This window comes from Methylobacterium nonmethylotrophicum, from assembly GCF_004745635.1.
In the GTDB taxonomy this organism is placed as follows: Bacteria; Pseudomonadota; Alphaproteobacteria; order Rhizobiales; family Beijerinckiaceae; genus Methylobacterium; species Methylobacterium nonmethylotrophicum.
The window spans coordinates 98,069-121,523 of sequence record NZ_SRLB01000016.1 but is presented as its reverse complement, the minus strand read 5'-3'; the positions used below and the strand labels follow the sequence as shown (position 1 = coordinate 121,523).

The following is a 23,455-nucleotide window of genomic DNA, read 5'->3' as shown; positions in this document are numbered from 1 at the left end:
TGGCGCGATTCTGCTTGGGTTCTTGGTGTTGCATCGACATCGCCGCCGGACCGGTGACCGCTTCGGCACCGGTCGTTCGCGACCGGCGGAATGATGCTCAGGCGCCGAGACGCGGGACCTTGTGGCTGTCGAAGGCGACCGCGACGTTCTTCGTCTCCATGTAGAAGTCGAAGGAATAGTCGCCGCCGTCGCGCCCGATGCCGGAGTTCTTCACCCCGCCGAACGGGGTCGGCAGGTGGCGCACGTTCTCCGAGTTGACCCAGACCATCCCGGCCTCGAGGTCGCGGGCGACCCGGTGCGCGCGTCCGACGTCCCGCGTCCAGATGTAGCCGGCGAGCCCGTAGCGGACGTCGTTGGCGATGCGGATCGCCTCCGCCTCGTCCGCGAACGGGATCATGGTGAGCACCGGCCCGAAGATCTCCTCCTGGGCGATGCGCATGGCGGCGGCGGCCTCGACGTAGAGCGTCGGTTCGACGTAGTTGCCGGCGCCCTCCATGGCCCGACCGCCGCCGCAGGCGATCGTCGCGCCCTCCTGGCGAGCGAGGGCGGGGTAGGACAGCACCTTCTCGGCGTGGCGCGGGTGGATCAGGGGCCCGAGCTCGGTCGCCGGGTCGAGGGGATGGCCGATGCGGATCCGCCGCGCGCGCTCGGCGGCCCGGCGCGAGAAGTCGGCGTAGATCGAGCGCTGGACCAGCGCGCGGGAGGACGAGGTGCAGCGCTCGCCGTTGAGCGAGTAGATCATGAACAGGACGGCATCGAGCGCCCGGTCGAGGTCGGCGTCGTCGAAGACGATGACCGGGTTCTTGCCGCCGAGCTCGAAATGGACCCGCTTCAGCGTGGCCGCGCCCTGCGCCATGATGTGCGAACCGGTCGTGGTCTCGCCCACGAACGCCACCGCCTTGATCGCCGGGTGCTCGGTCAGCGCCCTGCCGGCGGTCTCGCCGAGGCCGTGCACGAGGTTGACCACGCCCGCCGGTCCGCCGTGCCGGCGGATCGTGTCGTCCATGATCTCGGCCAGGATCACGGCGGAGAGCGGCGACCATTCCGCCGGCTTGTGGACGACCGTGCAGCCGGCGGCGAGCGCCGGGGCGATCTTCCAGGTCGAGAGCATGAAGGGCGTGTTCCAGGGCGTGATCACGCCCACCGGCCCGATCGGCTGGCGCATCGTGTAGTTGATGTGGTCGACGTCCGGCAGCGACAGGCCGTTCTGCGCGTCCGGCGCCCGGTCGGCGTAGAACCGGAAATTCTCGGCGCCGCGTACCGCCGCCTTGGCCATGTAGCGGATCGGCTGACCGCAATCGGCGCTCTCGACCAGCGCGATCTCGTCGGCGCGGGCCTCGATCGCGTCCGCGATGGCGTGCAGGATCGTTCGGCGTCTGGCGCCCGGCACGTCGCGCCAGGCCCTGAAGGCGTCGGCCGCGGCCCGCGCCGCCCGGTCGATCTCGGCCGCGCCGCCCGCCGCGACCGTGCATTGCCGGCCGTTCGTGGTCGGATCGAGGGTGTCGAAGGTCTCGCTCCCCGTCACCCGCTCGCCCGCGATGAGGTGGGGGACGACGTCTTCGCGAAAGCGCGCCATGGCGTGCTCGGCCTTCGCGAGATTCGCGGCGAGCGTCGGATCGAGGGCTCGGTTCACGCGGCCTCTCCCCGGTCCTTGCGCGCCATCCGCTCGTGCAGGTTGTTGGTCTTGAGCGATCCGGTGCCGTCGATCTCCTGCACCTCGACGGTGAGCCCGAGCCCCCGCCCGCGGAAGACCTCGGCCGTCTCGGCCTCGAGTACGTCCATCAGGGCCCGGGCGACGCGCCCGCGGGTCTCGGCGTCGCGGCCCTCGCCGATGCGCGCCAGCACCGCGACGAAGCCGTTGTCGGGATCACCGTCGGCCACCGCGTAGACGTCGCGCCGCTCGGCCCGGGTGCGCAGCCCGCCGATGGGGAAGACGCCGGTGTCGAGCGCCGCCCGGTGGAGGGCGTCGACGAGCCGCCGGGGCGAGACCGCCGGCTCGAGATTGGCCGAGTACTCGACGATGATGTGCGGCACGGCGCCCTCCCCGCAGCCCGCGCCGATCTCCCGTCGGCGCAGCCGGAACCGGGATTAACTTAACGTGTTAATCATCTCTTCGCAACCGGCCCGCGGCCCTATTCCCGTCGGCTGCCGGGAGCGGGCGCACCCGCCTCCGATCCGGCGGCGTCCGCACCTCCCGGCAGGTCCGTCAGGCAGATTTCCAGCTCGCGCAGCAGATCCTGGAGCAGCGCCAGCCGCTCGCTTCCGAAGGCGTCGGCGATGCGGCCGTAGATCAACTCGGATTCCGGCGAGACCGTCTCGATCACCCGCATGCCCTCCTGGCTGATCGAGACGAGCGCGCGGCGCAGGTCGGTCTCGGCGCTGCGGCGCGCGACGAGCCCCCGCTCCTCGAGGTCGCGGACGATGCGCGACAGGCTCGGGGGCAGGAGGAAGGTGGCGTAAGCCAGTTCGGTCGTCTCGATCGCCTCGACGGTGGTGAGCGCCCGCAGGACCCGCCATTGCTGCTCGGTCAGATTGTGGTGCCGCAACGAGGCACGGAAATGTTGCATCACCGCCTCGCGGGCCCGCAGCAGCGACATCGGCAGCGACCGGGAAAAGTGCCGGAGGCGGACCCGGGTCCGTCCCGTGACGGCGCGGTTCGCCTGCCTGTCGTCGTCCTCGCCTCGCCCCATCACCAACCCCATGCCGCCCGGCCGAACCGTCGTCGCACGGTACACGACGGTGGTGGCTTGAGCGCAGGGCCTGTCCGTCCCACCCGCTCAGCGCAGGACGGCGTGGGCGGAAGGCCTGCGCCCCGGCAAGACCCCGTGGGGCGTGTCGCGTGGGCGAGCCGACGCCCTGACCGCTCAGGTCCCGGATCCGTCGCGGATGATCGCCCTGGAGCCGGCGACCGGACCGGCACGCGATCGAGGGATCGCGCCGACCCATGGCGTCGCCGCGCTGCGCAGAAACCGGCTTGACATCGTCGGCGTAACGTCCGAGCCTGTTTTTGAGGCGCAGGGCAAAGATGCCCAATCCGGCGCCATATGGCCCCCTCCCGTCCGGCAATGCAGCCCGCAGCGCTCCGCGCTGGCGGGCTTTTTGCGTTCCAGAGGCACCGATGACTGACAGACGCCCCATCGGCATCCTGTTCTCCACCACCGGGCCTTACGGCCTCGTCGGACGCGCGATGCAGAATGGCGCCGTCCTGGCGGTCGAGGAGGTGAATGCGGGACACCTCGGGGTCGTCCTCGAGCCCGAGGTCGTGGACCCGAATGGCGAGATCGCCGGGTATGCCGCCGGTGCCGACCAGCTCCTGCGGGCCGGGATCCGGCATGTCGTCGCCTGCTACACCTCGTCGAGCCGCAAGGAGATCATCCCGATCTTCGAGAAGCATGACGGCCTTCTGTGGTACCCGTCGCACTACGAAGGATTCGAGACCTCCGAGAACGTCGTCTACACCGGTGCTTCCCCCAACCAGCACATCGTGCCCCTGGTCCAGCACCTGCTCGCCCGCGGCGACCGCACCGCCTTCTGCATCGGATCGAACTACATCTGGTCGTGGGAGAACAACCGCATCCTGCGCGAAACCCTGGCGCTTGCGGGCGGGCGGGTCGCGGCGGAGCGCTACTTCGCCATCGGCGAGACCGAGTTCGGGCAGGTGATCGACACCATCCTGGCGACGCGACCGGACTTCGTGTTCAACACGCTGATCGGCATCTCGGCCTACCGGTTCTTTCAGGAGCTGCGCCGCGCCTGCCGCGAGCGCGGCATCGATCAGGCGCGGGAGATCCCGGTGGCGAGCTGCAGCCTCGCCGAGCCGGAACTCGAGGCGATCGGCCCGGAGGCCGTCGACGGCCATCTCAGCTCGAGCGTCTACTTCTCGTCGATCGACACGCCCCGCAACCGCGCCTTCACGGAGGCGTACGCCGCGCGCTTTCCCGGCGGGCCGACGCCCTCGGCCGATACGGAGGCCGCCTACATCGCCGTCCACCTCCTCGCCCGGGCCCTGGCGCGGGCGGGCACCGAGGAGGTCGCGGCCCTGCGGCGCGCCGCCTGCGAGGTCGCCTTCGAGGCGCCGCAGGGACTGGTGCGCCTCGACGAGACCACGCTCCACGCGGCGCTGACGCCGCGCATCGGCCTCTCCACGGCGGCGGCGCGCTTCACGATCCTGGGCGAGGCACCGGCCCCCGTCGCGCCCGACCCCTACCTGGTGCGCAGTGCCCCCCGGATCGTCCCGGTGCTCCGGCGCCCGCGCCTGCGGGTGGTGCCGTCATGACCGGACCGTGGTTGATCCAGAACTTCAGCGGGATGCAGGCCTACCTGATCATCGCGCCGGCGACCGTGAGCGACACGCTCGTGGCGACGCTGATGAAGCTCGGCCTGACCGTCGCGTCGATCCTGAGGGCGGACGAGGCCCCCCAGCTCGCCTGGGCGGAGCTTGAACCCGAGCGCGCCCTGGTGATCGTCGACGGCGACCTGCCGCTGCCCGGGATGGCGGCGAGCGCCGTCTCCGACCTGCCGCCGGTGCCGGTGCTGGGTCTCGTCGGGGTCGAGGCGCCGAGCCGGCTCAGGAGCCTGCTCCAGTTCGGCGCGACGGGTCTCCTGCGCAAGCCGATCCACGGCGCCTCGGTCTACGCCGCCCTCTACCTCACGGTGAACGAGCACCAGCGCCGCCGCGCGCTCGAGGAGCAGCTGGCGCGCCACGAGGAGCGCCGGCGCGGACGGCGCCACGTCGTCAAGGCGATCCTGCGGGTGATGCAGGAGCGCGGCCTCGACGACGACGCGGCCTTCGAAGCCTTGAGACGGGACAGCATGCGGGCCCGCCTGCCGCTCGAACAGTATTGCGAGGCCCTGGTCCGGGCCCGCCCCGACGTGCCGGCGCCGCAGCGCCGGGCCGCCTTGCCCAAGTGACCTTGCCCCAAGTGACCTTGCCCCAAGTGCCAACGCCCCAAGTGCCAACGCCGGGTGACCGCTCCCGGCACGTGACCACTCCCAGCTCGAGGACGTCCACCATGTCGAGACCCCGCCACGGATCCCGCCTGACCGCCCTCGCGGCCGCCCTGGTGCTCGGCGGCACCGCGCAGGCCGCCGACCCGATCAAGCTCGGCGTGCTCGAGGACCAGTCCGGCGACTTCGCGGTCGCCACCATCGGCAAGGTCCACGGCATCCAGCTCGCCGCCGACGAGATCAATGCGGCGGGCGGCATCGCCGGGCGCAAGCTGGACCTCGTGATCTACGACACCCAGTCGGATAACACCCGCTACCAGGAATTCATGCGCCGGGTGCTCCAGCGCGACAAGGTCGACGTGGTCTTCGCCGGCTTCTCCTCCGCCTCGCGCGAGGCCTACCGGCCGATCGTCGACCAGCTCGACGGCTTCGCCTTCTACAACAACCAGTACGAGGGCGGCGTCTGCGACGGCCACATGGTGGTGACCGGCGCCGTGCCCGAGCAGCAATTCTCGACGCTGATCCCCTGGATGATGGAGAAGTTCGGCAAGCGGGTCTATACCATCGCGGCCGACTACAATTTCGGCCAGATCTCGGCCGAGTGGGTGCGCAACATCGTCAAGGAGAACGGCGGCGAGATGGTCGGCGAGGAGTTCATCCCGCTCGGCGTGTCGCAGTTCTCGCAGACGATCCAGAATATCCAGAAAGCGAAGCCCGACATCCTGATGACTCTGCTCGTCGGCACCGCCCAGGCCTCGTACTACGAGCAGGCGGCGGCCGCGAACCTGAAGGTGCCGATGGGCTCCTCGGTCAATGTCGGCCAGGGCTACGAGCACAAGCGCTTCCAGCCGCCGAGCCTCGCCAACATGTACGTGACGACCAACTACATCGAGGAGGTCGACACGCCGCAGAGCAAGGCGTTCCTGGCCAAGTGGAAGGCGAAGTTCCCGAACGAGCCCTACGTCAACCAGGAGGCGGAGAACTCCTACCACGCCGTCTACCTCTACAAGCAGATGGTCGAGCGGGCGAACGGCTCGACGAAACGCGCCGAGCTCCGCAAGGTGATCGCCGCCGGCGACGTCTGCGTCGACGCCCCCGAAGGCCGGGTCTGCATCGACCCGAAGAGCCAGCACGCCTCGCACACGATCTACCTCGCCAAGGTCGACGAGAAGCACGCCATCTCGTTTCCCAAGACCTGGACCGACATCAAGCCGTACTGGCTCGGCCAGGCGGGCTGCGACCTGACCAAGAAGGACCCGATGGCGCAGTACACCCCGAGCAACCCGCCCAAGCCGTGACCGCTTCTACCGGGGCTAGCCCCCGGCTCATGCGAATGCCGTTTGATCTGCTCCGAGCCGAGTAAAGCGCGGGATCCCCTCTCCAGGCGATACCAGGCTTGCCTGGTATCGCTGCAAGGTGTGGGAGAGGGGTAGGGGCGATCGAAGATCGCGCGAGGGTGCTACGGTTCTGGGTCGTGCTCTGACCATTAAGCTGCGAGCACGACGGTCTGAGTTCTAATCAGAACCGTAGCACCCTCACGCGGGATCTTCGATCCCCCGGCCCCTCTCCCACACGGGAGAGGGGAGAGCGCTCCACACGTCGTCGGGCAGATCACCGGAAAACATATTTCTCCTGAAACGGCTCCCGCATGGTCCTCCTCGATACGGCCTTCGCCTTCCTCTACCAGCTCGGGGACGCGTTCGCGTTCCTGGTGCTCGCCGCCTGCGGCCTCGCGGTGGTGTTCGGCATGATGGGCGTCATCAACCTCGCCCACGGCGAGTTCATCATGTGCGGCGCCTACGTGACCGTGGCGACGACCCGCGCCGGGCTGCCGCTGCCGGCCGGGATCCTGGCGGGCGCCCTCGCCGCCGGCGCGGTCGGCATGGTGCTGGAGCGCCTGGTGATCCGCTATCTCTACGGCCGGCCCCTCGACACCATCGTGGCGACCTGGGGCGTCAGCCTGGCGGCGACGCAAGGGACGCTGATCGTGCTCGGCTCCAGCATGCCGGGCGTCGGCACGCCGCTCGGGAGCTTCACGCTGGGCAGCTACTCCTACTCGACCTACCGGGTGGTGCTGATGCTGGCCGCCCTCGCGGTGCTCGCCGGGCTCTACCTCGCCTTCAACGCCACCCGCTTCGGCACGCTGGCGCGGGCGACGATCCAGGTGCCGCACATGGCCGAGGCGCTCGGGGTCGACACCCGCAAGGTCTACGCGCTGACCTTCGGGATCGGTGCGGCGCTCGCCGGCCTCACCGGCGGGCTCTACGCCCCGACGATGACCATCGTGCCGACCATGGGCGCGACCTTCATCATGGAGGCCTTCGTCACCGTGGTGGTGGGCGGCGCCGACATCTTCCTCGGCACGGCGCCGGCCGCCCTGGTCCTGGGCGCGGTGCGGGCGGCGCTCACCTCGTGGCAGGGCCAGCTCTTCGGCCAGATCGGGCTCCTCGTCGCGGTGATCCTGGTGATCCGGGTCCTGCCGCGGGGCATCTCCGGCCTGATCCTGCGCGAGCGGGCCTGAGGAGCGGATGATGCTGCGCCTGCTGCGCCGGCTCGAAGGGCCGCAGACCCTCGGCCGCGGCCCCGCCTTCTGGACGGCCTTCGCCGGGTCCCTCGGCCTCGCGGTCGCCTATCCGTGGTTCGCCGACGGCTACACCGTCGGCAACACCGCCTACTTCTTCTGCTGGGTGTTCATGGCGCTGGGCCTGTGCCTGATCTGGGGCTACGGCGGCGCGCTGAGCTTCGGCCAGACCGCGTTCTTCGGCCTCTCGGGCTACGCCTACGGCGTGCTCACGCTCAATGTCGGGGCGGCCTACGGCTTCACGCTGGCGGCCGTCGTCCTGGCGGTGGCGCTCTCGGCGGGCTTCGCCGGCCTGCTCGGCTACTTCCTGTTCTTCGGCCGGATCGGCGGCGTCTTCCTCGGCATCATCACCCTGTCGGTGACCCTCGCCATGGAGCGCTTCATGGCGCAGACCGCCGGGCCCGAATGGCGCATCGGGGCGGCGCGCCTCAACGGCTACAACGGCATGAGCGGCATGCCGCCCCTGACCGTGCCGTGGCTCGACGGCGACCTCGTGCTGTTTCCCGACGTCGCGCTCTACTACGCGCTCCTCGGCCTCCTCGTCGTCACCTACCTGGCCCTGCGGATCCTGGTGAACGCCCGCTTCGGCAACGTGCTGGTGGCGATCCGCGAGAACCCCGAGCGGGCCGAGATGCTGGGCTACGACGTGCGCCGCTACCAGCTCGGCGCCTTCGTGATCGGCTCCGCGCTCGCGGGCCTCTCGGGCACGCTCTACACGGCCTGGGGCCAGTACATCACGCCCTCCAGCATGGGGCTCACCGCCGCGGCGCTGCCCGTCATCTGGGTCGCGGTCGGCGGACGGGGCGACCTCACGGCGACCCTCGTCGGCACCCTCGCGGTGCTCGGCGGCTTCCAGGCGCTGACGATCTACGGCAGCCAGTATGCGCTGGTGGTGATGGGCCTGCTCCTCGTCGTGGTGGTGCTCGCCGCCCCGGAAGGCCTCGTCGTCGGGCTGATGCGCGGGCTGTCGCGCCTCGGCAGAAAGGCCCCCGCGCGATGACCGCGATCCTGGAGACCCGCGGTCTCGACAAGCATTTCGGCGGCCTGCACGTCACCAACGGCATCGACTTCGCGCTCGGCGAGGGCGAGGTCCACTGCCTGATCGGGCCGAACGGGGCGGGCAAGAGCACGTTCTTCCGCCTGCTCATCGGCGAGTACCGGCCCGAGCGCGGCCAGGTTCTCTACCGCGGCGAGGACATCACGGCCTTGAAGCCCTTCGAGCGGGTGCGCCGGGGCCTCAGCGTCAAGTTCCAGGTGCCGGGCATCTTCCCGGGGCTCACCGTCGCCCACAACCTCGAGATCGCGCTCCAGCACCACCTCGAAGGCGCCTCCCTCGGGGCCGAGATCCGGCGGCTCCTCGCCTTCCTCAACCTCGCCGACGCCGCGGGCGAGCGGGCCGGCACCCTCAGCCACGGCCAGAAGCAGTGGCTCGAGATCGGCATGGCGATCAGCCTGAAGCCCCGCCTCCTGCTCCTCGACGAGCCGACCGCCGGGATGTCGCCGGCCGAGACCTTCGCCACGGGCGAGATGGTGCAGTCCCTCAACCGCGACGGCGTCGCGATCCTGGCGATCGAGCACGACATGGCCTTCGTGCGCCAGATCGCCCAGCGGGTCACCGTGCTCCATGTCGGGCGCATCTTCGCGCAGGGCACCACCGACGAGATCGTGGCGAACGAGGCGGTCGCGGCGATCTATCTCGGGGAGGCGGAGGCGCCGCGGAGGACAGCCGATGCCTGACGCGCTGCTCTCGACCGCGGGCTTAAGGGCCGGCTACGGCGGCAAGCCGGTGCTGCAGGGGGTCGACCTCAGCATCCGGCCGGGCGAGATCGTGGCGGTGATCGGCCGCAACGGGGTCGGCAAGTCGACCCTGATGCGCAGCCTGATCGGCCTCCTGCCGGCGGCCGCAGGGGGCATCGCCTTCAGGGGGGAGGCGGTGGAGCGCCTCGCCGCCCACCGGCGCGCCCGCCTCGGCATCGGCTACGTGCCGCAAGGCCGCGACGTCTTTCCCCGCATGAGCGTCGCCGACAACCTGGCGGTCGGCGCCTCGCTGCTTCCCCCCGGCACGCCCTTCGAGATCGAGCGCGCCTACGGCCCGTTCCCGATCCTGCGCGAGCGCCGGGGCCAGCGCGCCGGCACCCTCTCGGGCGGGCAGCAGCAGCAGCTCGCGATCGGCCGCGTGCTGGTGGGGGCCCCGTCCCTGATCCTGCTCGACGAGCCCTCCGAGGGCATCCAGCCCTCGGTGGTGCAGGAGATCGGCCGCACCCTCGTCGAGCTCAACCGCCGCACCGGGGTGACGGTGGTGTTCGTGGAGCAGAACATCGACCTGATCCGCGCCATGGCCCAGCGCAGCTACGTCATGGACAAGGGCCGGATCGTCGCGGAGCTGACGGCGCGGGACCTCGACGACCGCGACCTGGTGCGGCGCCATCTCGCGGTGTGAGGGACGATGTCGCAGACACGCCGCGCACGCGCATCCGCTCCTCCCACCCGCGACCTCAGGATGAGGTCGCGGGTAGTATGGACGGCACAAGGCAACCGCACGAAATCTGACGAAGAGGGAGAGACGACCATGCAGTGGCTCGACCAGTCGATCATGGCGAAGAAGGGCGTGGCCAAGGGCAAGGCGGGCCTTGAGCACACCATCACGGAGGCCGAGCAGGGCCGCTACCATTACGTCTACGGGCCCTTCGTCGATCCGGTGCTCACCGTCGATCCCGGCGCCGTCGTCACGGTGGAGACCCACGACGCCTTCGAGGGCATGATCCGCCACGAGACCGACAGCCCGACCAAGATCCTGAACTTCCCCTACCTCAACCCGCAGAACGGGCCGATCTACGTCAACGGCGCCGAGAAGGGCGACTGCCTCGCCGTCGCCATCAAGTCGATCCGTCCGCGCGGCCCCCAGCCCTGCGGCACCACGCTGATCATGCCCGAGTTCGGCGGCCTCGTCGCGACGGCCGACACCGCGCTCCTCAACCCGTCGCTGCCCGAGCGGGTGCGCAAGCTCGAGGTCACGGCCGAGACCGGCGTGCGCTGGAACGACCGCATCAGCCTGCCCTACCAGCCCTTCATCGGCACGATCGGCACCTCGCCGGAGATCGAGGCGATCTCCTCGCTCCAGCCGGACTATTACGGCGGCAACATGGACCTGCCCGACATCGGCGTCGGCGCGGTGATCTACCTGCCGGTCAACACCAAGGGCGCGCTGCTCTATCTCGGCGACTGCCACGCCGCGCAAGGCGACGGCGAGCTCTGCGGAGTCGCGGTCGAGCACCCGACCCACACCACGGTGCAGATCGACCTCATCAAGGGCTGGACGATCCGCTGGCCGCGCCTGGAGACGGAAGAGTTCTTCATGACCATCGGCTCGTCGCGGCCGATGGAGGACGCGGCCCGCATCGCCTATCGCGAGCTGGTGCGCTGGCTCGCCAGCGATTTCGGCTTCGAGGAGATCGACGCCTACATGCTGCTGACCCAGTGCGGGCGGGTTCGCCTCGGCAACATGGTCGATCCGAAATACACTCTCGGCGCCTCGATCGCGAAGTCGATCGCGCTGGCCTGACGTCGCTCTCGCCTGACGTCGCTCTTGCCTGACATCGCTCTCGCCTGACAGGAGACCACCATGGATCTCGGGCTCAAGGGGCTACGCGCCCTCGTCACCGGCGGAACCAAGGGGATCGGCGGCGCCATCGCCGATCTCCTGGCCGAGGAGGGCGCCGCCGTCGCGCTCTGCGCCCGCAACGCGGAGGAGGTCGCCGCCAAGGTGGCCTCCCTCCGCGCCAAGGGCGTGGCCGCGACGGGCCGCGCCGTCGATGTCGCCGATTCCGGCGCCCTGAAGGCCTGGATCGCCGAGGCCGGCGAAGAACTCGGCGGCCTCGACATCCTGGTGCCGAATGTCAGCGCCCTCGCGGTCGGCGCCGACGAGGCGGCGTGGCGCTCCGGCTTCTCGGTCGACATCATGGGCACCGTCGCGGCGGTCGAGGCCGGCATGCCGTTCCTCGAGCGTTCGAAGGCGGGATCGATCGTCATCATCTCGAGCGTGTCGGGCCGCGAGATCGACTTCGCGGCCGGGCCCTACGGGGCCTTCAAGGCGGCCCTGATCCACTACGCGCAAGGCCTCGCCTTCCAGCTCGCGGGCAAGACCATCCGCGCCAACACGGTGTCGCCGGGCAACACCTATTTCGAGGGCGGGGTGTGGCATCGGATCGAGGAGGGCAACCCGACCCTGTTCGCCGAGGCCCTGCGCCTCAACCCGACCGGCCGGATGGCCCGCCCCGAGGAGATCGCCCGCGCGGCCGTGTTCCTGGCGAGCCCGGCCGCGAGCTTCGTCACCGGCACCAACCTCGTGGTCGACGGCGCGCTGACCCGGGGGGTGCAGTTCTGAGCGCTCGCCCCGTTGCGGCACCGGACGATCCTCCGCGGTTCTCGCCCAGGTCGGAGTCCGGTGGCGGTCCGCTCGGGCGCGACGGGGCCGGGAGCCGAGTGGATCGCTGTCGGTCCTGGCGATGCGATCTCAGGGCAATGCGCAGGAACAGGAGCGGACGGCGGGCGCGGTTTCAGCCTCGCCGCAGCCGCCCTCGATGCCGGCGGCGATCTCCCACCTGCGCACGACCGGCACCGCCTTCATCGATCCCGTGCCCGATCCCTGCCGCGGGCCCGCGCCGCTTCTCCGATCCAAGGCTTTCCTGTCCAAGGCTTTCCTGGCCGATCGAGCGCCTTGGATCGGCGTGCGGATGCAAGCCCGCCGGGTCGGCTTCGGCTCAGAGCGTCGCCAGCGGGTTGAGGGCGGGGTTGCGGAGCGGCAGCGGCGCCAGCATCGTCAGCGCGAGGCCGCCGGGCGCGTAGTCGGTCTCGACCTCGGCCTGGACCTGAGTCGTCAGCACCCGCTGCAGCAGGCGCGAGCCGAAGCCCTGGCGGGTCGGCGGCGCGACCGTCGGGCCGCCGGATTCCTGCCAGTGGAAGCGCAGGCGCGGGCGATCCGCCCCGGGCTCGAGGCTCCAGCGGATCCGCACCCGGCCGGCCCGGTTCGACAGCGCCCCGTACTTGGCGGCGTTGGTGGTCAGTTCGTGGATCGCCATGCCGATCGGCACCGCGATCTCGGAGGGCAGGTCGACCGCCGGCCCGTCGAGCTCCACCCGCCCGCCGGTGTCGGGCCGCATCTCCCCGTCCGCGTAGGGGCGCAGCTCGTTCTCGAGCAGGCCGCGCAGGGATGCGGTCTGCCACACATCCTCGGTGAGGACCGAATGGGTGTGGGCGAGCGACATGATGCGGCCGACGAAGGCCTCGTAGAAGCTGTCGATGCTCGACGCGGTCCGGGCGGTCGAGCCGACGATGGCCTGCACTGTCGCCAACGTGTTCTTCACCCGGTGGTGCAGCTCGCGGATCAGCAGCGACTGGCGCTCCTCGGCGAGGCGCCGGCCGGTGATGTCCGCCACGACCCCGATCAGGCGCCGCGGCAGGCCGGCCGGCCCGTCGCGCTCGAAACGGCCGGCCATCTCGATGGTGCGCCAGGACTCCGGACCGGAGGCCTCGTCCGCCGCGCGGCGGATGCGCGCCGTCGCGTGCAGCACCCCGTCGCTGTGGAGCGCCGCCGTGACGGCCCGGCGGAATTCGGCCTTGTCCTCCGGGTGGACCACGGTGCGGAAGAACTCCCGCATGCTGATCGTGCCGTCCTGCGGCCGGCGCCCGAAGATCTCCCACATGCGCTCGTTCTCCCAGAGCGACTGGTCGTCGAGCACGTGCCACTCGAAGATGCCGAGGGCCGCCACCGTGGTCGCGACCCGCAGCCGCTGCTCGCGGTCGTGAAGGGCCCGGCGGGCCTCCTCCCGGGCGGTGACGTCCTGCAGCACCCCGATCATGCCGGTGAGACGGCCGTCCGGCGCCACGGTCGCCTGGCCGCGGGCGGAGATCCAGGCCTCCTGGCCGTCGCCGGCGCGGCGGAAGCGCATCTCGACGGCGTAGGGGATCGCCTTCGCCACCGCGTCCTGCACCGTGGCCCGGATCCGCTCGAGGTCGTCGCGGGCGACCGCGTCCTGCAGCGCGGGCCAGGTCGGCGTCGCGCCGGCCGGGTAGCCCAGGATCGCGGCCGCCCGGTCCGACAGGGTGATGCGCCCGTCGGCCGGGTTCCAGCTCCACTCGCCAAGGCCGGCCGAGGCCAGCGCCAGGCGGGTCTGCTCCGCCCGGGCGCCGCCCTCGGCGACCTCGACCGCGACGATCCGGCAGCCGTCCCGCTCCGGCCCGGTCCGCAGCCGGACCCAGACGGGCGACCCGTCGACGCGGCGCCAGCAGGCTTCGCCCGGAAGATCCCGGCCCGCGACATCCCGGCCCGGGAGATCCTGACCGGATCCGGGGCTCAGCGGGTGGTCGAGGTCGGCGAGGCGGCGGCCGACCAGGTCTCCGGGCGCGACGCCCAGCGCCGCGCAGAGGGCCGGGTTGGCGGCAGCGATGCGACGCTCCGGCCCGATCAGGCAGGCGAGACCCACCGGCGCGCCCTCGAAGGCGAAGCGGGGGAGGAGATCGTCCGGCAGGCCGGAAGCGGCGTCGGGCCTCTGGTCCAATGCGGCTCAATCCTGGTGATCGGCGGAGGGGGCGACGGAGGGGCGGGTGCTCGCCCCCGCTCCCCGGTGCGAGGCCTCGAGCCGACAGGCGCCGCCCGGCTCGGCTTGGCGGTTTCCGGGCGAAACCATGCCTTCCCGCACGTCTGCCGGCAAGTTCGGCCATTCGCGCCCGGTGCGCCGGAGCACGCGCCGGCCGCAACGCTCCGCTCAGCGGGCCGGCATGGTGCGGATCGCCGCGATCAGGATGCCGCCGAGGGCCACCAGCATGGCACCCAGCTTGATCGTCATCCGCTGCTCGAGGAGCTTCATCTCGGCCCGAACGCCCGCGAACTCCGTCCTCATCTCGGACCGGACGGCCACGAACTCCGCCTTCATCTCGGCCCGGACGGCGGCGAATTCGGCCCTCGCCCACGCTTCGAGGCCCTGCAGGTCGGTCCACATCGGCAGGCTGGCCTGGACGGCCTCGCCCATCACCTCCGACAGCCCCTCCGCTTGCTCGGCGGTGGGTGGGCCCGCTCCCGCAGGGCACGGGCGAATTTCAGGGTGCCGAAGGCGACGGCGGTCATGGCCCGGGCCTATCACGGGGCGCCATGACGCAACAGGAGCGACGCGACAGGAGCGGGCGCGCCGCTCACACACGCTCGAAGGTGAGATAGGTGGGCCGGCGCCCCTCGGCGGTGGTCTTCGCCTCGTAGCGGGTGCCGGGCCATTCCGGCCAGGGCGCGGTCCAGTCGGCGGAGTGGGTCGCGGTCCAGCGCAGGGCGGGGCAGCGGGCGGCGCGCACCAGCGTCCATCCGACGTAGTCGTCGATGTCGGAGGCGAAGCGGAAGGCGCCGCCGGGCTTGAGCACCCGGGCGATCTCGCGGAGCGCCTCGTCCGAGACGAAGCGGCGCTTGCGCTGGCGGCGCTTCGGCCAGGGATCGGGATAGAGCAGAAAGACCCGCCCGATGCTGGCGGCGGGCAGACGCGGCAGCAGTTCCATCGCGTCCCGGTCCCAGAGACGGACGGTGTCGATCGCCTCGTCGTCGAGGGTGCGCAGCAGCTTCACCACGCCGTTGACGAAGGGCTCGCACCCGATGATCCCGGTACCGGGATTGAGCCGGGCCTGCGCGGCGAGGTGCTCACCGCCGCCGAATCCGATCTCGAGCCAGGTTTCCGCCACGGGCCGCGGGAAGAGGGCGGCGGGGTCGAGGAGGCCGGCCTCCGGCAGGCGCAGGCGCGGCAGGAGCTCGGCCAGGCGCTCCTCCTGGCCCGGCCGCAGGCGCTTGCCCTTGCGCCGGCCGTAGAAGGCGCGGCTCCGCTCGCTGCCCGGGTCCGTGTCGTGGTCGTCCATGATGTCCCGGTGCGAGGGGGGGCGTGCCGGCGCCCCGCTGGAGTGTCGTCCGGCGAAGTGGTGGCCGGTTCGTCGCCGACGATACGGCAGATCAAGGACAGAGGGCCCGATCGCGTTGCCATCGGGCCGGGCCCTCGTCGCGGGCGGGGCGGCGGATCAGGCCAGGGCGCTCCTGAGCTGGCCGATGAGGTCGGTGCGCTCCCAGGAGAAGCCGCCGTCGGCCTCCGGCTCGCGGCCGAAATGGCCGTAGGCCGAGGTGCGGGCGTAGATCGGCTTGTTGAGGCCGAGATGGGTGCGGATGCCGCGGGGCGACAGGTCGACGAGCTGGCCGAGCACCGTCTCGAGCCTGGCCTCGTCGACCTCGCCGGTGCCGTGCAGGTCGACGTAGATCGACAGCGGCTTGGCGACGCCGATGGCGTAGGCGAGCTGGATCGTCGCCCGGCGCGCGAGGCCGGCCGCGACCACGTTCTTGGCGAGGTAGCGCGCCGCATAGGCCGCCGAGCGGTCGACCTTGGTCGGATCCTTGCCCGAGAAGGCGCCGCCGCCATGCGGCGCGGCGCCGCCGTAGGTGTCGACGATAATCTTGCGGCCGGTGAGGCCGCAATCGCCGTCCGGACCGCCGATCACGAACTTGCCGGTCGGGTTGACGTGCCACACCGTCCCGTCGGTGACCCAGGACTCCGGGAGAGCCGCCCGGATGTAGGGCTCGACGATCTCGCGCACCGCGACCGAATCGAGCGACTCGTCAAGGTGCTGGGTCGAGAGCACGATCTGGGTCGCCTCGACCGGGCGGCCGTCGGCGTAGCGCACGGTGACCTGGCTCTTGGCGTCCGGCCCGAGCTTGGCCGCCGCGCCCTGCTTCGCCTTGCGGGCGTCGGCCAGGTCCTTGAGGATCTTGTGGGCGTAGTAGATCGGCGCCGGCATCAGGGCGGGCGTCTCGTCGGTCGCGTAGCCGAACATGATGCCCTGGTCGCCCGCGCCCTCGTCCTTGTTGCCGGCCGCGTCGACGCCCTGGGCGATGTCGGCCGACTGGGCGTGCAGGTAGATGGCGACGTCGTTGTTCTTCCAGTGGAAGCCGTCCTGCTCGTAGCCGATGTCCTTGACGGCGGCGCGGGTCAGCTCCTCGAGGTCCCTGAAGGTGACGGTGTCGGGCCCCCGCACCTCGCCGGCGATCACGATGCGGTTGGTCGTCGCCAGGGTCTCGACGCCGAGGCGGGCCTCCGGCATCTCCGCGAGATAGGCGTCGACCACGGTGTCGGAGATGCGGTCGCAGACCTTGTCCGGATGGCCCTCGGAGACCGACTCGCTCGTGAACAGGTAGTTTGAACGCGGCATAGGTTGCGAAGCCCCCAGGGTCACGTCGAGCGGCGCGCTGCGGCCGATCCTGCCCGACACGGTGTTCGCCCGGGTTCTGGCAGCCGGAATCCCGAACGTCAATCCGATGAGCCGGAGTCGTTCTCTTTATCGAACGCTTGTTGCCGCGCGAGCGCGCGGTCGACGGCCCGGACGATGCTGCCCAGCGTCCGGCGGCGGTCCTCGTCGAGATGCGTGTCGGCCGCCCGCGCCACCGCGTCGGCGAACCCGGTCCAGCCCGCGCCCGCTTCCAGGTGCGCCTGCGGGCGGTCGCTGAGGCCCGGGGCCAGGGGCTCGCGTCCCGGCATCGCCTCGAAGAAGAACCCGACGGGGACGCCGAGCACGCGCGCCAGGGTGTCCAGGTCGGTGGCGCTCAGGCGGTTGGCGCCCTTCAGGTATTTGCCGAGCTGCGAGAGCGAGACGTCGAGCGGGACGGCCAGGGCCTCGCGGCTCAGGCCGGCGCGCAGGCGGCGCTCCTCGATGAGGCTGCCGATATGGACGTCGCGGTGGTCCGCAGGTTTCCCGGCCATATCCGGCTCGCAGGTCCGCCCGCGCGGCGCGCCGGGACGTGGAAAATCTCGGGCCTATTGTTGATTCCCGATGATTGAGATCGCGTAAATGCCCGCGCTTCGGGCGAACGCTTCATTCGGCATACCGGATGACAGGAGGCCGGGCGAACGGTGTCCCGCAGGTCCCCGACCCGGTGCAGGGCCACACGCTTCGTTAAGACCCGTCCGGGGAGGCTGGCGCGCCCGGCCCGGGCTCCGATGCCGGAGGGGGATCGCGGGCGCAGGTCCGGTCCCGCCGAGGGCCGGTTCCAGCGATGGAGCGCGCTGCCGATGTTGCCGACCACCGAGATCTGCCTGCGCCTCGGCGCTGCGGTCGTCGCCGGCGGGCTGGTCGGGATCAACCGCGAGATGCATGCCAAGCCCGTGGGCGTGCGCACGCTCTCCCTGGTGGCGCTCGGGGCCGCCCTCGTGACCCTGGCGGGGTCCGGCTTCTCCGGCGACGGGACCGACGCCAATGCCAGCCGGGCGATCCAGGGGACGATCACCGGCATCGGCTTCCTCGGCGCCGGCGTGATCGTCAAGGCCGAGGGCCGGGGCCGGGTCCACGGCCTCACCACCGCCGCGGCGATCTGGGTGACGGCCGCGCTCGGCATCGCCTGCGGCCTCGGCGCGTACCGGCCGCTGGCGCTCGGGACCGTCTTTCTGTTGGCGACGCTCCTGGTCGGCGGCGTCATCGACCGGGCCATCGATGCCCGCTGGCGGCGGCGGACCGGCGTGCCGCGGCAGGAGGACGGCGCGGCCGAGTGAAAGCGGGTGGTCCGGCGCTTCCCGGGGTCACCGCACGCCGTTCGGCATCGGCGCCGCTCGCGACGGGGAACCGGTGCGGCCGGGCCGCACGCCGGCGCCTAGCCGCGCGGGTTGTGAAGATTGCGGCTCAGGTCGAGGAGCTCGCGCTTGACTTGGCCGTCGATATCCGCCGGCGCGTCGCCGGTGATGGACAGCACGATGCGCCGGCGCGCGGCTTCGAGGAAGGTGGTCGCCTCGTGCCGGTCGCCCCTGAGATACAGCGAGCCGAGCTTCTTCTCGCGCCAGACCACCGAGATGATGAACTCGCCGGGCGCGATTTCCTCCAGCTCGAATCGGAGATGAGAATCGTCGTGCACCATGTGCCCGCATCAGTCGCAGAGAGGCGCCCATCCGGTACGGGCGGGCTTCATCGGCCATACCGCGGAATCGAACCGCCGTGTACTGCGGCGCCGTCGCTCGCGGGACGAGACGCGCGCGCCTGACCTGCTCGCGGACGCGCGCTCTGCGCGAAAGCGTTCCGGCATGAGACGGATGTTCCTGGCCTGACCGTCATCGGCCGGATGAGGTCGATCGACGGCTGCTGCCAACCGCGCCGTCGCGAAGGACCGGGCCTTCGAACCGGATGAAAAAAGGGCCGCTCCGGAGAGCGGCCCCAGTCAGGGAGGAAACGCCCTAGGAGGGCTGCAGCACCGCGGACCCTCCGCGATGGTGCAATGCAATAATGCATGGTGCAGCGCATCGTTCCGAGGCGGCAGGACGCGCATCGTTCCGAGGCGGCAGGGGCGGTGTCGAACGTTTTCCCGGACGCGCAGCGCCCGCCATGGGTTCGGACCAGGGCGGGCGCTGTGTCGTCGAGGAGATCGCGAGATGAGAGCGTCTCGCCTGAGGCCAATGCGCCCCGGCTAGGACCGTTCCGGCCTCGCGGAAGACCGACCTCGGAAACTCATAGGGAGTATCAAGCGTTGGGCCGTGACGCCCGCAGGAGACGCGCCATGGCCCCGCCGAGTCACAAGCCTGAGCGGACGACGAACCGGGTGCGGCCCGCGCTCCTGGGGGCGTCCCTGATCGCCATCGTGGTCGCCCTCGTCGTCTATGCGGCCCTGTTCAGTCCCGGCTGATCCGGACCGAGGGGCGCAGCCGGCGCGAAACGGTCGGCGGCCGCGCCTGGCGCACCGGCCTGTCGAGATCATGCAGCCAATCGAGATCCAGGAGTCAGCATGCCGAAGGAGCGCACGTCGCCCGACTCCCGAACCCCACCCGCCGCCGATCCGACCGGCATCGCGCCGCCACCGCCCGGGGCCGAGGTCACCCCGGACGGCACGGTGACGTCCGATCCGGCCGAGACCGATCCGCCGGCCCCCGAGCCGGAGTGAGACCGGATCCTGACGATGACGTTCGGATCCGGTCTCACCAGCCCGCGACGGCGGAGCTTCGCTCCGCACGCCTGAGCGACGCCGAATTCCGCGTCGCGGAGCGATCAATCGGATGTCGTGTGACGGCTGCGCTCGCCCGAGGAGCCGTCACCGCATCGCAGGAGGCAGCGGAGGTGCAGGACGGCCGTCTGCCTCGTGTCTGCCGCTTGCCGCGCGTTCGTGTCGCTGCCGCTCCGACGACCGCCCCGGTACCGGGGCCGGCGGGATGATGCCCGGCCGCCCGGGGCCGGGCGGTCGCCCGGCGCCATGGTCGCGCGGAACGATCGGGCTCCGCGCGGATCCGTCTACCGGCCCCCGGTTCCACCGCCGCCGCCGCCGGCGGAGTTGGAGCGCGGCTTGTTGTTCTCCTCGGCATTGCCGGAGGCCGCCGACGAGCTCCCGGGCGGACGGCCCTGCGCGAGCACCGGGCCCGCGAGCACGATCAAGGCGGCACTGACGGCGGCGACCTTCCTCATTGGACGTTCTCCCGTTCACTCTCGCTTCCGCGACATGCGAAGCAGGCTCTTCGAACGCACAGGCTGCTCGATCGGTTCGGCCTTCACTGATGTCGTCTGGCGAAATCCTGTTGCACGCAAGTCGAGTCGCGCCGCTTGCGGCCGGTCATCTTGGCCGTGGGCAGGTTTCGAGACTGCGCATCGGCCGAGGTCGGGGGCTCCAGGCCTCCTTGTGCCCGGATCCGACGGCGCAGGGCGCGGCGGTGGATCGCCAATCGAGAGGCCATGAGGGAACGCCCCGAGACTGGTGCGAGTTGGCAGGCCACAATGAAAGGCGGTGCTGCATGGACATTTGGCGACTGATTGAACGCGACCACGCGAACATCAACCAGCTCATCCGTGAGATCCCGAACGCGCTCAACGGTCCCGGTGTGGTGCGGAGTCGGGAGCGTTTGCTGTCCGATCTTCTCGGCGAGCTGCGGGTGCATGAGGCGGCGGTCGAAGCCAGCCTGATGACGGTGCTCGGCCGACATCCCGAGGCCCGGGCCCTGGTCGACGATCTCCGGGGTGGGCACGACCAGGCGACGGCGCGGCTCGCGGACCTCGCGCGATCCGCCCGTGGGGGCCGGCCGGGGTGGCTGAACACGTTCGAGGACGCCACGTACCTGGTGGATCAGCATCTGCACCGGCACGTCCACGACCTCCTGCCGACGGCCCAGCGGCTGCTCTCGGCCCGCGAGATCGACGAGGCCGCCACGGCCTTCGTGCGGGCACGGGGGCAGGCGCTTCGGAGCGGGGGGCGGAGCCGGCCGGGCGCCACCGGACCGAGCGAGATCGCCCTCGTGGCGGCCGTCGGGCTGGCCGCGTTCGGCGCGGGGCTGCTGGCCTGGCGCTTCGGTCTCCTCCGGGGGAGCCCGGAGCGCGGATGGGGTGATCGCGGGCTCGCCCGCGGCCGCCCGCGAGCCGACCTCGCCGCCGCCTCCGCGCCGGGCAGGCGCAGGCCCGGGGACAACCTCGCGGAGCGGCAGGACCGCCTGCTGGACGAGGCGATCGAGGAGACCTTCCCGGCGAGCGACCCGATCTCTCCCCACCAGATCACGCGGTAGCGCGCCGTTCGCCCCGCTCAGGCGCGCGTGTGCATCGCCTCCGGGACCGGCGTCGCGCCGTCGGCCGGCCTGACTCGGTGATCGATCCGCCGGATCCGGCCGCCTCGACCGCGATCACCTGGTCGGCGGCCGCGATCACGCCGGAGCGGTGGGCGATCGCCAGGATCGTCATCCGCTCGGCCAGCCGCCGGAAGCTCGCCAGGACGAGGGCCTCCGAGTCGGCGTCGAGGGCGTTGGTGGCCTCGTCGAGGACGAGGAGTCGGGCTCGCGCAAGAGGGCCCGGGCGATCATCAGGCGCTGGCGCTCCCCGCCCGAGAGGCGGGTGCCGCGGTCGCCGACCCGGGTCTCGAGGCCCTCCGGCAGGAGGGCCACGAAGCCGGCGGCGGCCTCATCGAGGACGCGGTGGAGGTCGGCCTCCGCCGCGTCCGGAACGCGGCGCCCCGGTCCTCCTCTGCGCCCCGCATCCTGAGTGCCTTGAGGCCCGCGAGATCGTCGGCGATCGAAGCGTGGAAGCGCGCGGTCGCCCCCGCCAGCACCCCCGCCAGCCCGTAGGCGCGCCGGGCGAGCACGAGCGTCGGAAGGCCCGCCAGCGCCCCGAAGGCGTGGGCCGCCTCGACGGCGACTTCGCGGTGGCGCTCTGGCACGGCGAACGGCGCGGGCTGGTGCGCGCCCGGGACTTCATCGGGGTCGGCCCCCTGGCCTGGACCTGGCGGCCGGGCGCCTGGCTCGCCTACACCAGCCTGCCCAAGGGCCTCGACCGTTCCAGCACCACGCTGATCGCCGCGCGCCCGATGCGCCGGCGGGGCGGGCGGGTGCGCGTGCTCAGCATGACGGCCCGTCAGGCCCTGGGGGCCCCGGAGCGGGACGAGCGGCCGCTGATCGAGGCCGTGCTGGCGCAGGAGCCCGACCTCGATCCCGTCCTCGTCCACGATCACGTGCCGCGGCCCGGCGAGCGGCAGGACCCCGACCGGCCGGGTCTCGCGCTCGACGGGCCCGAGCACGCGATGGCCGCCGCCTTCGGGGCCGACCGCATCCTGCGCGGCGTCGGCGTCCCCGCGCCGCGCTGACGACGCTCGGGCCTCATGCGCTGACGGCGCTCGCGCCCCGCGGCGGCTTTGGTATGGAGGAGCACCGACACGCTTGCCGCCCGCCGCCCGGGCGCCGCACGAGGGCCGAGCCACCGATGAGCATCGCCGACACCACCCTGCCGGACCTCTCCGCCGCGCTGTCGCCGCGGATGCGCGGCGTCGGCACGAGCCAGATCGGCCTCGTCGCCGATCGCGGCCGGGACGATCCCGAGGTGGTCAAGCTGTGGATCGGCGAGGGCGACCTGCCGACGCCGCCCTTCATCGTCGAGGCGGCCCACCAGGCGATGCTGGCCGGCCACACCCGCTACGCCACCTCGCTCGGCCTGCCGCGCCTGCGCGAGGCGTTGAGCGCCTACCACGCCCGCCACTGGGGCGTGGCGATGCCGCCCGAGCGCTTCGCCGTCACCGCCGGCGGCATGAACGCCATCATGCAGGCGGCCCAGGCGCTGCTCGAGCCGGGCGACGAGATCATCATCCCGTCGCCGGCCTGGCCGAATCTCGGAGAGGCGGTGCGCATCACCGGCGGCGTGCCGGTGACGGTGCCGTACCGGGTGCAGGCCGATGGGCGCTTCGCCCTGCCGCTCGCCGACATCGCGGCGGCGATCACCCCGCGCACCCGCGCCGTCGTGGTCAACTCGCCCTCGAACCCGACCGGCTGGATCATGCCGCTCTCCGAGATGAAGGCCCTGCGGGACCTCGCGCGGGAGCGCGGCCTGTGGATCATCTCCGACGAGGTCTACGCCCACTTCACCTACGGCAACGCCATCGCGCCGTCCTTCCTGCAGATCTGCACCGAGGACGACCGGCTGATCGTCACCAACACCTTCTCGAAGAACTGGGCGATGACCGGCTGGCGCGCCGGCTGGCTGATCTGCCCGCGTGGGCTCTCGCCCACCTTCGCCAAGCTCGGCCAGTACAACACCACCTCGATCCCGACCTTCATCCAGCACGCCGCCATCACGGCGCTAAAGGAGGGCGACGGCTTCATCCGCCAGATGGTGGGGCGCTGCGCCGAGAGCCGCGAGATCCTGGTCTCCGGCCTGTCGCGCCTGCCCGGCGTCACCGTCTCGGTGCCGGAGGGCGCCTTCTACCTGATGGCCCGGGTCGCCGGCCCCGGGACGCCCCGGCCGCAGGAGACCAGCCTCGACCTCGCCTTCCGGCTCCTCGGCGAGGCCAAGGTCGGCGTCGCGCCCGGCACCGCCTTCGGGCCGGAGGGGGAGGGGTTCATCCGCCTGTGCTTCGCCATCAGCCCGGGCCTCGCCCGGGAGGCGGTCGAGCGCCTGTCCCGCGTCCTCGGCCGGTGAGCC

General features: G+C 71.6%; 27 protein-coding genes and 1 pseudogene. 17 read left to right on the top strand and 11 right to left on the bottom strand.

What is annotated here, in order from left to right; genetic code table 11:
• Nucleotides 1-97: 97 nt before the first annotated feature.
• From hpaE to hpaR, 3 genes are all read right to left on the bottom strand, one after another.
• Nucleotides 98-1,576, bottom strand: a complete 1,479-nt coding sequence (hpaE, locus tag EU555_RS21685) for a 5-carboxymethyl-2-hydroxymuconate semialdehyde dehydrogenase (protein ID WP_135417355.1) — start codon at nt 1,574-1,576, stop codon at nt 98-100.
• A gap of 53 nt (nt 1,577-1,629) precedes the next feature.
• Nucleotides 1,630-2,034: a 5-carboxymethyl-2-hydroxymuconate Delta-isomerase gene (locus EU555_RS21680; protein WP_167858632.1), complete on the bottom strand. Its 405-nt coding sequence runs from the start codon at nt 2,032-2,034 to the stop codon at nt 1,630-1,632.
• Nucleotides 2,035-2,132: 98 nt separating this feature from the next.
• Nucleotides 2,133-2,690, bottom strand: a complete 558-nt coding sequence (gene hpaR / locus EU555_RS21675) for a homoprotocatechuate degradation operon regulator HpaR (RefSeq protein WP_135417309.1) — start codon at nt 2,688-2,690, stop codon at nt 2,133-2,135.
• 196 nt (nt 2,691-2,886) lie between these two features.
• Between hpaR and EU555_RS21670 the strand changes: the two genes are divergently transcribed.
• The 10 genes from EU555_RS21670 (at nt 2,887) to EU555_RS21625 (ending at nt 11,912) form a co-directional block, all read left to right on the top strand.
• Nucleotides 2,887-3,126, top strand: a complete 240-nt coding sequence (locus EU555_RS21670) for a hypothetical protein (protein WP_135417308.1) — start codon at nt 2,887-2,889, stop codon at nt 3,124-3,126.
• Nucleotides 3,119-4,276 (top strand): transporter substrate-binding domain-containing protein, encoded by a 1,158-nt coding sequence (locus tag EU555_RS21665; RefSeq protein WP_135417307.1) that lies wholly within the window; start codon nt 3,119-3,121, stop codon nt 4,274-4,276. The genes EU555_RS21670 and EU555_RS21665 overlap by 8 nt, the downstream gene beginning before the upstream one ends.
• On the top strand, nt 4,273-4,911 hold the full coding sequence (locus tag EU555_RS21660) for an ANTAR domain-containing response regulator (protein WP_135417306.1): 639 nt from the start codon (nt 4,273-4,275) through the stop codon (nt 4,909-4,911). The genes EU555_RS21665 and EU555_RS21660 overlap by 4 nt, the downstream gene beginning before the upstream one ends.
• 101 nt (nt 4,912-5,012) lie before the next feature.
• A complete protein-coding gene (locus EU555_RS21655; RefSeq protein ID WP_135417305.1) occupies nt 5,013-6,245 on the top strand; it encodes an urea ABC transporter substrate-binding protein in 1,233 nt (410 codons plus the stop codon).
• Between the two features lie 350 nt (nt 6,246-6,595).
• Nucleotides 6,596-7,468: an ABC transporter permease subunit gene (locus tag EU555_RS21650; protein WP_135417304.1), complete on the top strand. Its 873-nt coding sequence runs from the start codon at nt 6,596-6,598 to the stop codon at nt 7,466-7,468.
• Between the two features lie 7 nt (nt 7,469-7,475).
• Complete coding sequence (locus EU555_RS21645) at nt 7,476-8,528, top strand: branched-chain amino acid ABC transporter permease (RefSeq protein WP_135417303.1); 1,053 nt, start codon at nt 7,476-7,478, stop codon at nt 8,526-8,528.
• Nucleotides 8,525-9,265, top strand: coding sequence for an ABC transporter ATP-binding protein (locus tag EU555_RS21640; RefSeq protein ID WP_135417302.1), 741 nt, complete (start codon nt 8,525-8,527; stop codon nt 9,263-9,265). Before EU555_RS21645 ends, EU555_RS21640 begins: the two co-directional genes overlap by 4 nt.
• Complete coding sequence (locus tag EU555_RS21635; RefSeq protein WP_135417301.1) at nt 9,258-9,968, top strand: ABC transporter ATP-binding protein; 711 nt, start codon at nt 9,258-9,260, stop codon at nt 9,966-9,968. The genes EU555_RS21640 and EU555_RS21635 overlap by 8 nt, the downstream gene beginning before the upstream one ends.
• A 129-nt stretch (nt 9,969-10,097) precedes the next feature.
• Nucleotides 10,098-11,090, top strand: a complete 993-nt coding sequence (locus EU555_RS21630; protein WP_135417300.1) for an acetamidase/formamidase family protein — start codon at nt 10,098-10,100, stop codon at nt 11,088-11,090.
• A 60-nt stretch (nt 11,091-11,150) separates the two neighbouring features.
• Nucleotides 11,151-11,912 (top strand): SDR family NAD(P)-dependent oxidoreductase, encoded by a 762-nt coding sequence (locus EU555_RS21625; protein WP_135417299.1) that lies wholly within the window; start codon nt 11,151-11,153, stop codon nt 11,910-11,912.
• Between the two features lie 376 nt (nt 11,913-12,288).
• Here EU555_RS21625 and EU555_RS21620 read toward each other — a convergent pair whose 3' ends face one another.
• From EU555_RS21620 to EU555_RS21600, 5 genes are all read right to left on the bottom strand, one after another.
• Nucleotides 12,289-14,085 (bottom strand): sensor histidine kinase, encoded by a 1,797-nt coding sequence (locus EU555_RS21620; RefSeq protein WP_245524421.1) that lies wholly within the window; start codon nt 14,083-14,085, stop codon nt 12,289-12,291.
• A 207-nt stretch (nt 14,086-14,292) separates the two neighbouring features.
• Nucleotides 14,293-14,556, bottom strand: a complete 264-nt coding sequence (locus tag EU555_RS21615; RefSeq protein ID WP_135417298.1) for a DUF1640 domain-containing protein — start codon at nt 14,554-14,556, stop codon at nt 14,293-14,295.
• A 160-nt stretch (nt 14,557-14,716) separates the two neighbouring features.
• Nucleotides 14,717-15,418: a tRNA (guanine(46)-N(7))-methyltransferase TrmB gene (trmB, locus tag EU555_RS21610; RefSeq protein ID WP_135417297.1), complete on the bottom strand. Its 702-nt coding sequence runs from the start codon at nt 15,416-15,418 to the stop codon at nt 14,717-14,719.
• Nucleotides 15,419-15,574: 156 nt separating this feature from the next.
• Nucleotides 15,575-16,753 carry a methionine adenosyltransferase gene (metK, locus tag EU555_RS21605; protein ID WP_135417296.1) on the bottom strand — a complete coding sequence of 393 codons (1,179 nt, stop codon included), beginning with the start codon at nt 16,751-16,753 and terminating at the stop codon, nt 15,575-15,577.
• A gap of 98 nt (nt 16,754-16,851) precedes the next feature.
• Nucleotides 16,852-17,301: a helix-turn-helix domain-containing protein gene (locus EU555_RS21600; protein ID WP_135417295.1), complete on the bottom strand. Its 450-nt coding sequence runs from the start codon at nt 17,299-17,301 to the stop codon at nt 16,852-16,854.
• Between the two features lie 309 nt (nt 17,302-17,610).
• On the opposite strand from EU555_RS21600, the gene EU555_RS21595 reads away from it, so the two are divergent.
• Nucleotides 17,611-18,087 carry an MgtC/SapB family protein gene (locus tag EU555_RS21595; protein ID WP_135417294.1) on the top strand — a complete coding sequence of 159 codons (477 nt, stop codon included), beginning with the start codon at nt 17,611-17,613 and terminating at the stop codon, nt 18,085-18,087.
• Nucleotides 18,088-18,185: 98 nt separating this feature from the next.
• Here the strand turns inward: EU555_RS21595 and EU555_RS21590 are convergent, their stop codons facing one another.
• On the bottom strand, nt 18,186-18,446 hold the full coding sequence (locus EU555_RS21590; protein ID WP_135417293.1) for a hypothetical protein: 261 nt from the start codon (nt 18,444-18,446) through the stop codon (nt 18,186-18,188).
• A 633-nt stretch (nt 18,447-19,079) separates the two neighbouring features.
• Here EU555_RS21590 and EU555_RS37505 point away from each other — a divergent pair.
• Both EU555_RS37505 and EU555_RS36300 read left to right on the top strand, forming a co-directional pair.
• The gene (locus EU555_RS37505; protein ID WP_281041298.1) at nt 19,080-19,205 is read left to right on the top strand and encodes a hypothetical protein; all 126 of its coding nucleotides are present in this window, start codon (nt 19,080-19,082) and stop codon (nt 19,203-19,205) included.
• A 99-nt stretch (nt 19,206-19,304) separates the two neighbouring features.
• Entirely contained in the window at nt 19,305-19,460 is a 156-nt protein-coding gene (locus EU555_RS36300; RefSeq protein WP_167858631.1) for a hypothetical protein, read from the top strand.
• Between the two features lie 344 nt (nt 19,461-19,804).
• Here EU555_RS36300 and EU555_RS36295 read toward each other — a convergent pair whose 3' ends face one another.
• Nucleotides 19,805-19,975, bottom strand: a complete 171-nt coding sequence (locus tag EU555_RS36295; protein WP_167858630.1) for a hypothetical protein — start codon at nt 19,973-19,975, stop codon at nt 19,805-19,807.
• A gap of 89 nt (nt 19,976-20,064) precedes the next feature.
• Here EU555_RS36295 and EU555_RS37625 point away from each other — a divergent pair.
• Nucleotides 20,065-20,592: pseudogene (locus tag EU555_RS37625) on the top strand (hemerythrin domain-containing protein); the annotation flags it as partial.
• A gap of 30 nt (nt 20,593-20,622) precedes the next feature.
• Nucleotides 20,623-21,060: a hypothetical protein gene (locus EU555_RS37120; RefSeq protein ID WP_245524428.1), complete on the top strand. Its 438-nt coding sequence runs from the start codon at nt 20,623-20,625 to the stop codon at nt 21,058-21,060.
• Between the two features lie 168 nt (nt 21,061-21,228).
• On the opposite strand, the gene EU555_RS36670 is transcribed toward EU555_RS37120, so the two are convergent.
• On the bottom strand, nt 21,229-21,432 hold the full coding sequence (locus EU555_RS36670) for an ATP-binding cassette domain-containing protein (protein WP_205820976.1): 204 nt from the start codon (nt 21,430-21,432) through the stop codon (nt 21,229-21,231).
• 134 nt (nt 21,433-21,566) lie between these two features.
• Here EU555_RS36670 and EU555_RS21575 point away from each other — a divergent pair, with 134 nt between their 5' ends.
• Together EU555_RS21575 and EU555_RS21570 are read left to right on the top strand one after the other, a co-directional pair.
• Nucleotides 21,567-22,127, top strand: a complete 561-nt coding sequence (locus EU555_RS21575; RefSeq protein ID WP_167858629.1) for a class II glutamine amidotransferase domain-containing protein — start codon at nt 21,567-21,569, stop codon at nt 22,125-22,127.
• Nucleotides 22,128-22,243: 116 nt separating this feature from the next.
• A complete protein-coding gene (locus EU555_RS21570) occupies nt 22,244-23,452 on the top strand; it encodes a pyridoxal phosphate-dependent aminotransferase (RefSeq protein ID WP_135417290.1) in 1,209 nt (402 codons plus the stop codon).
• Nucleotides 23,453-23,455 lie beyond the last annotated feature (3 nt).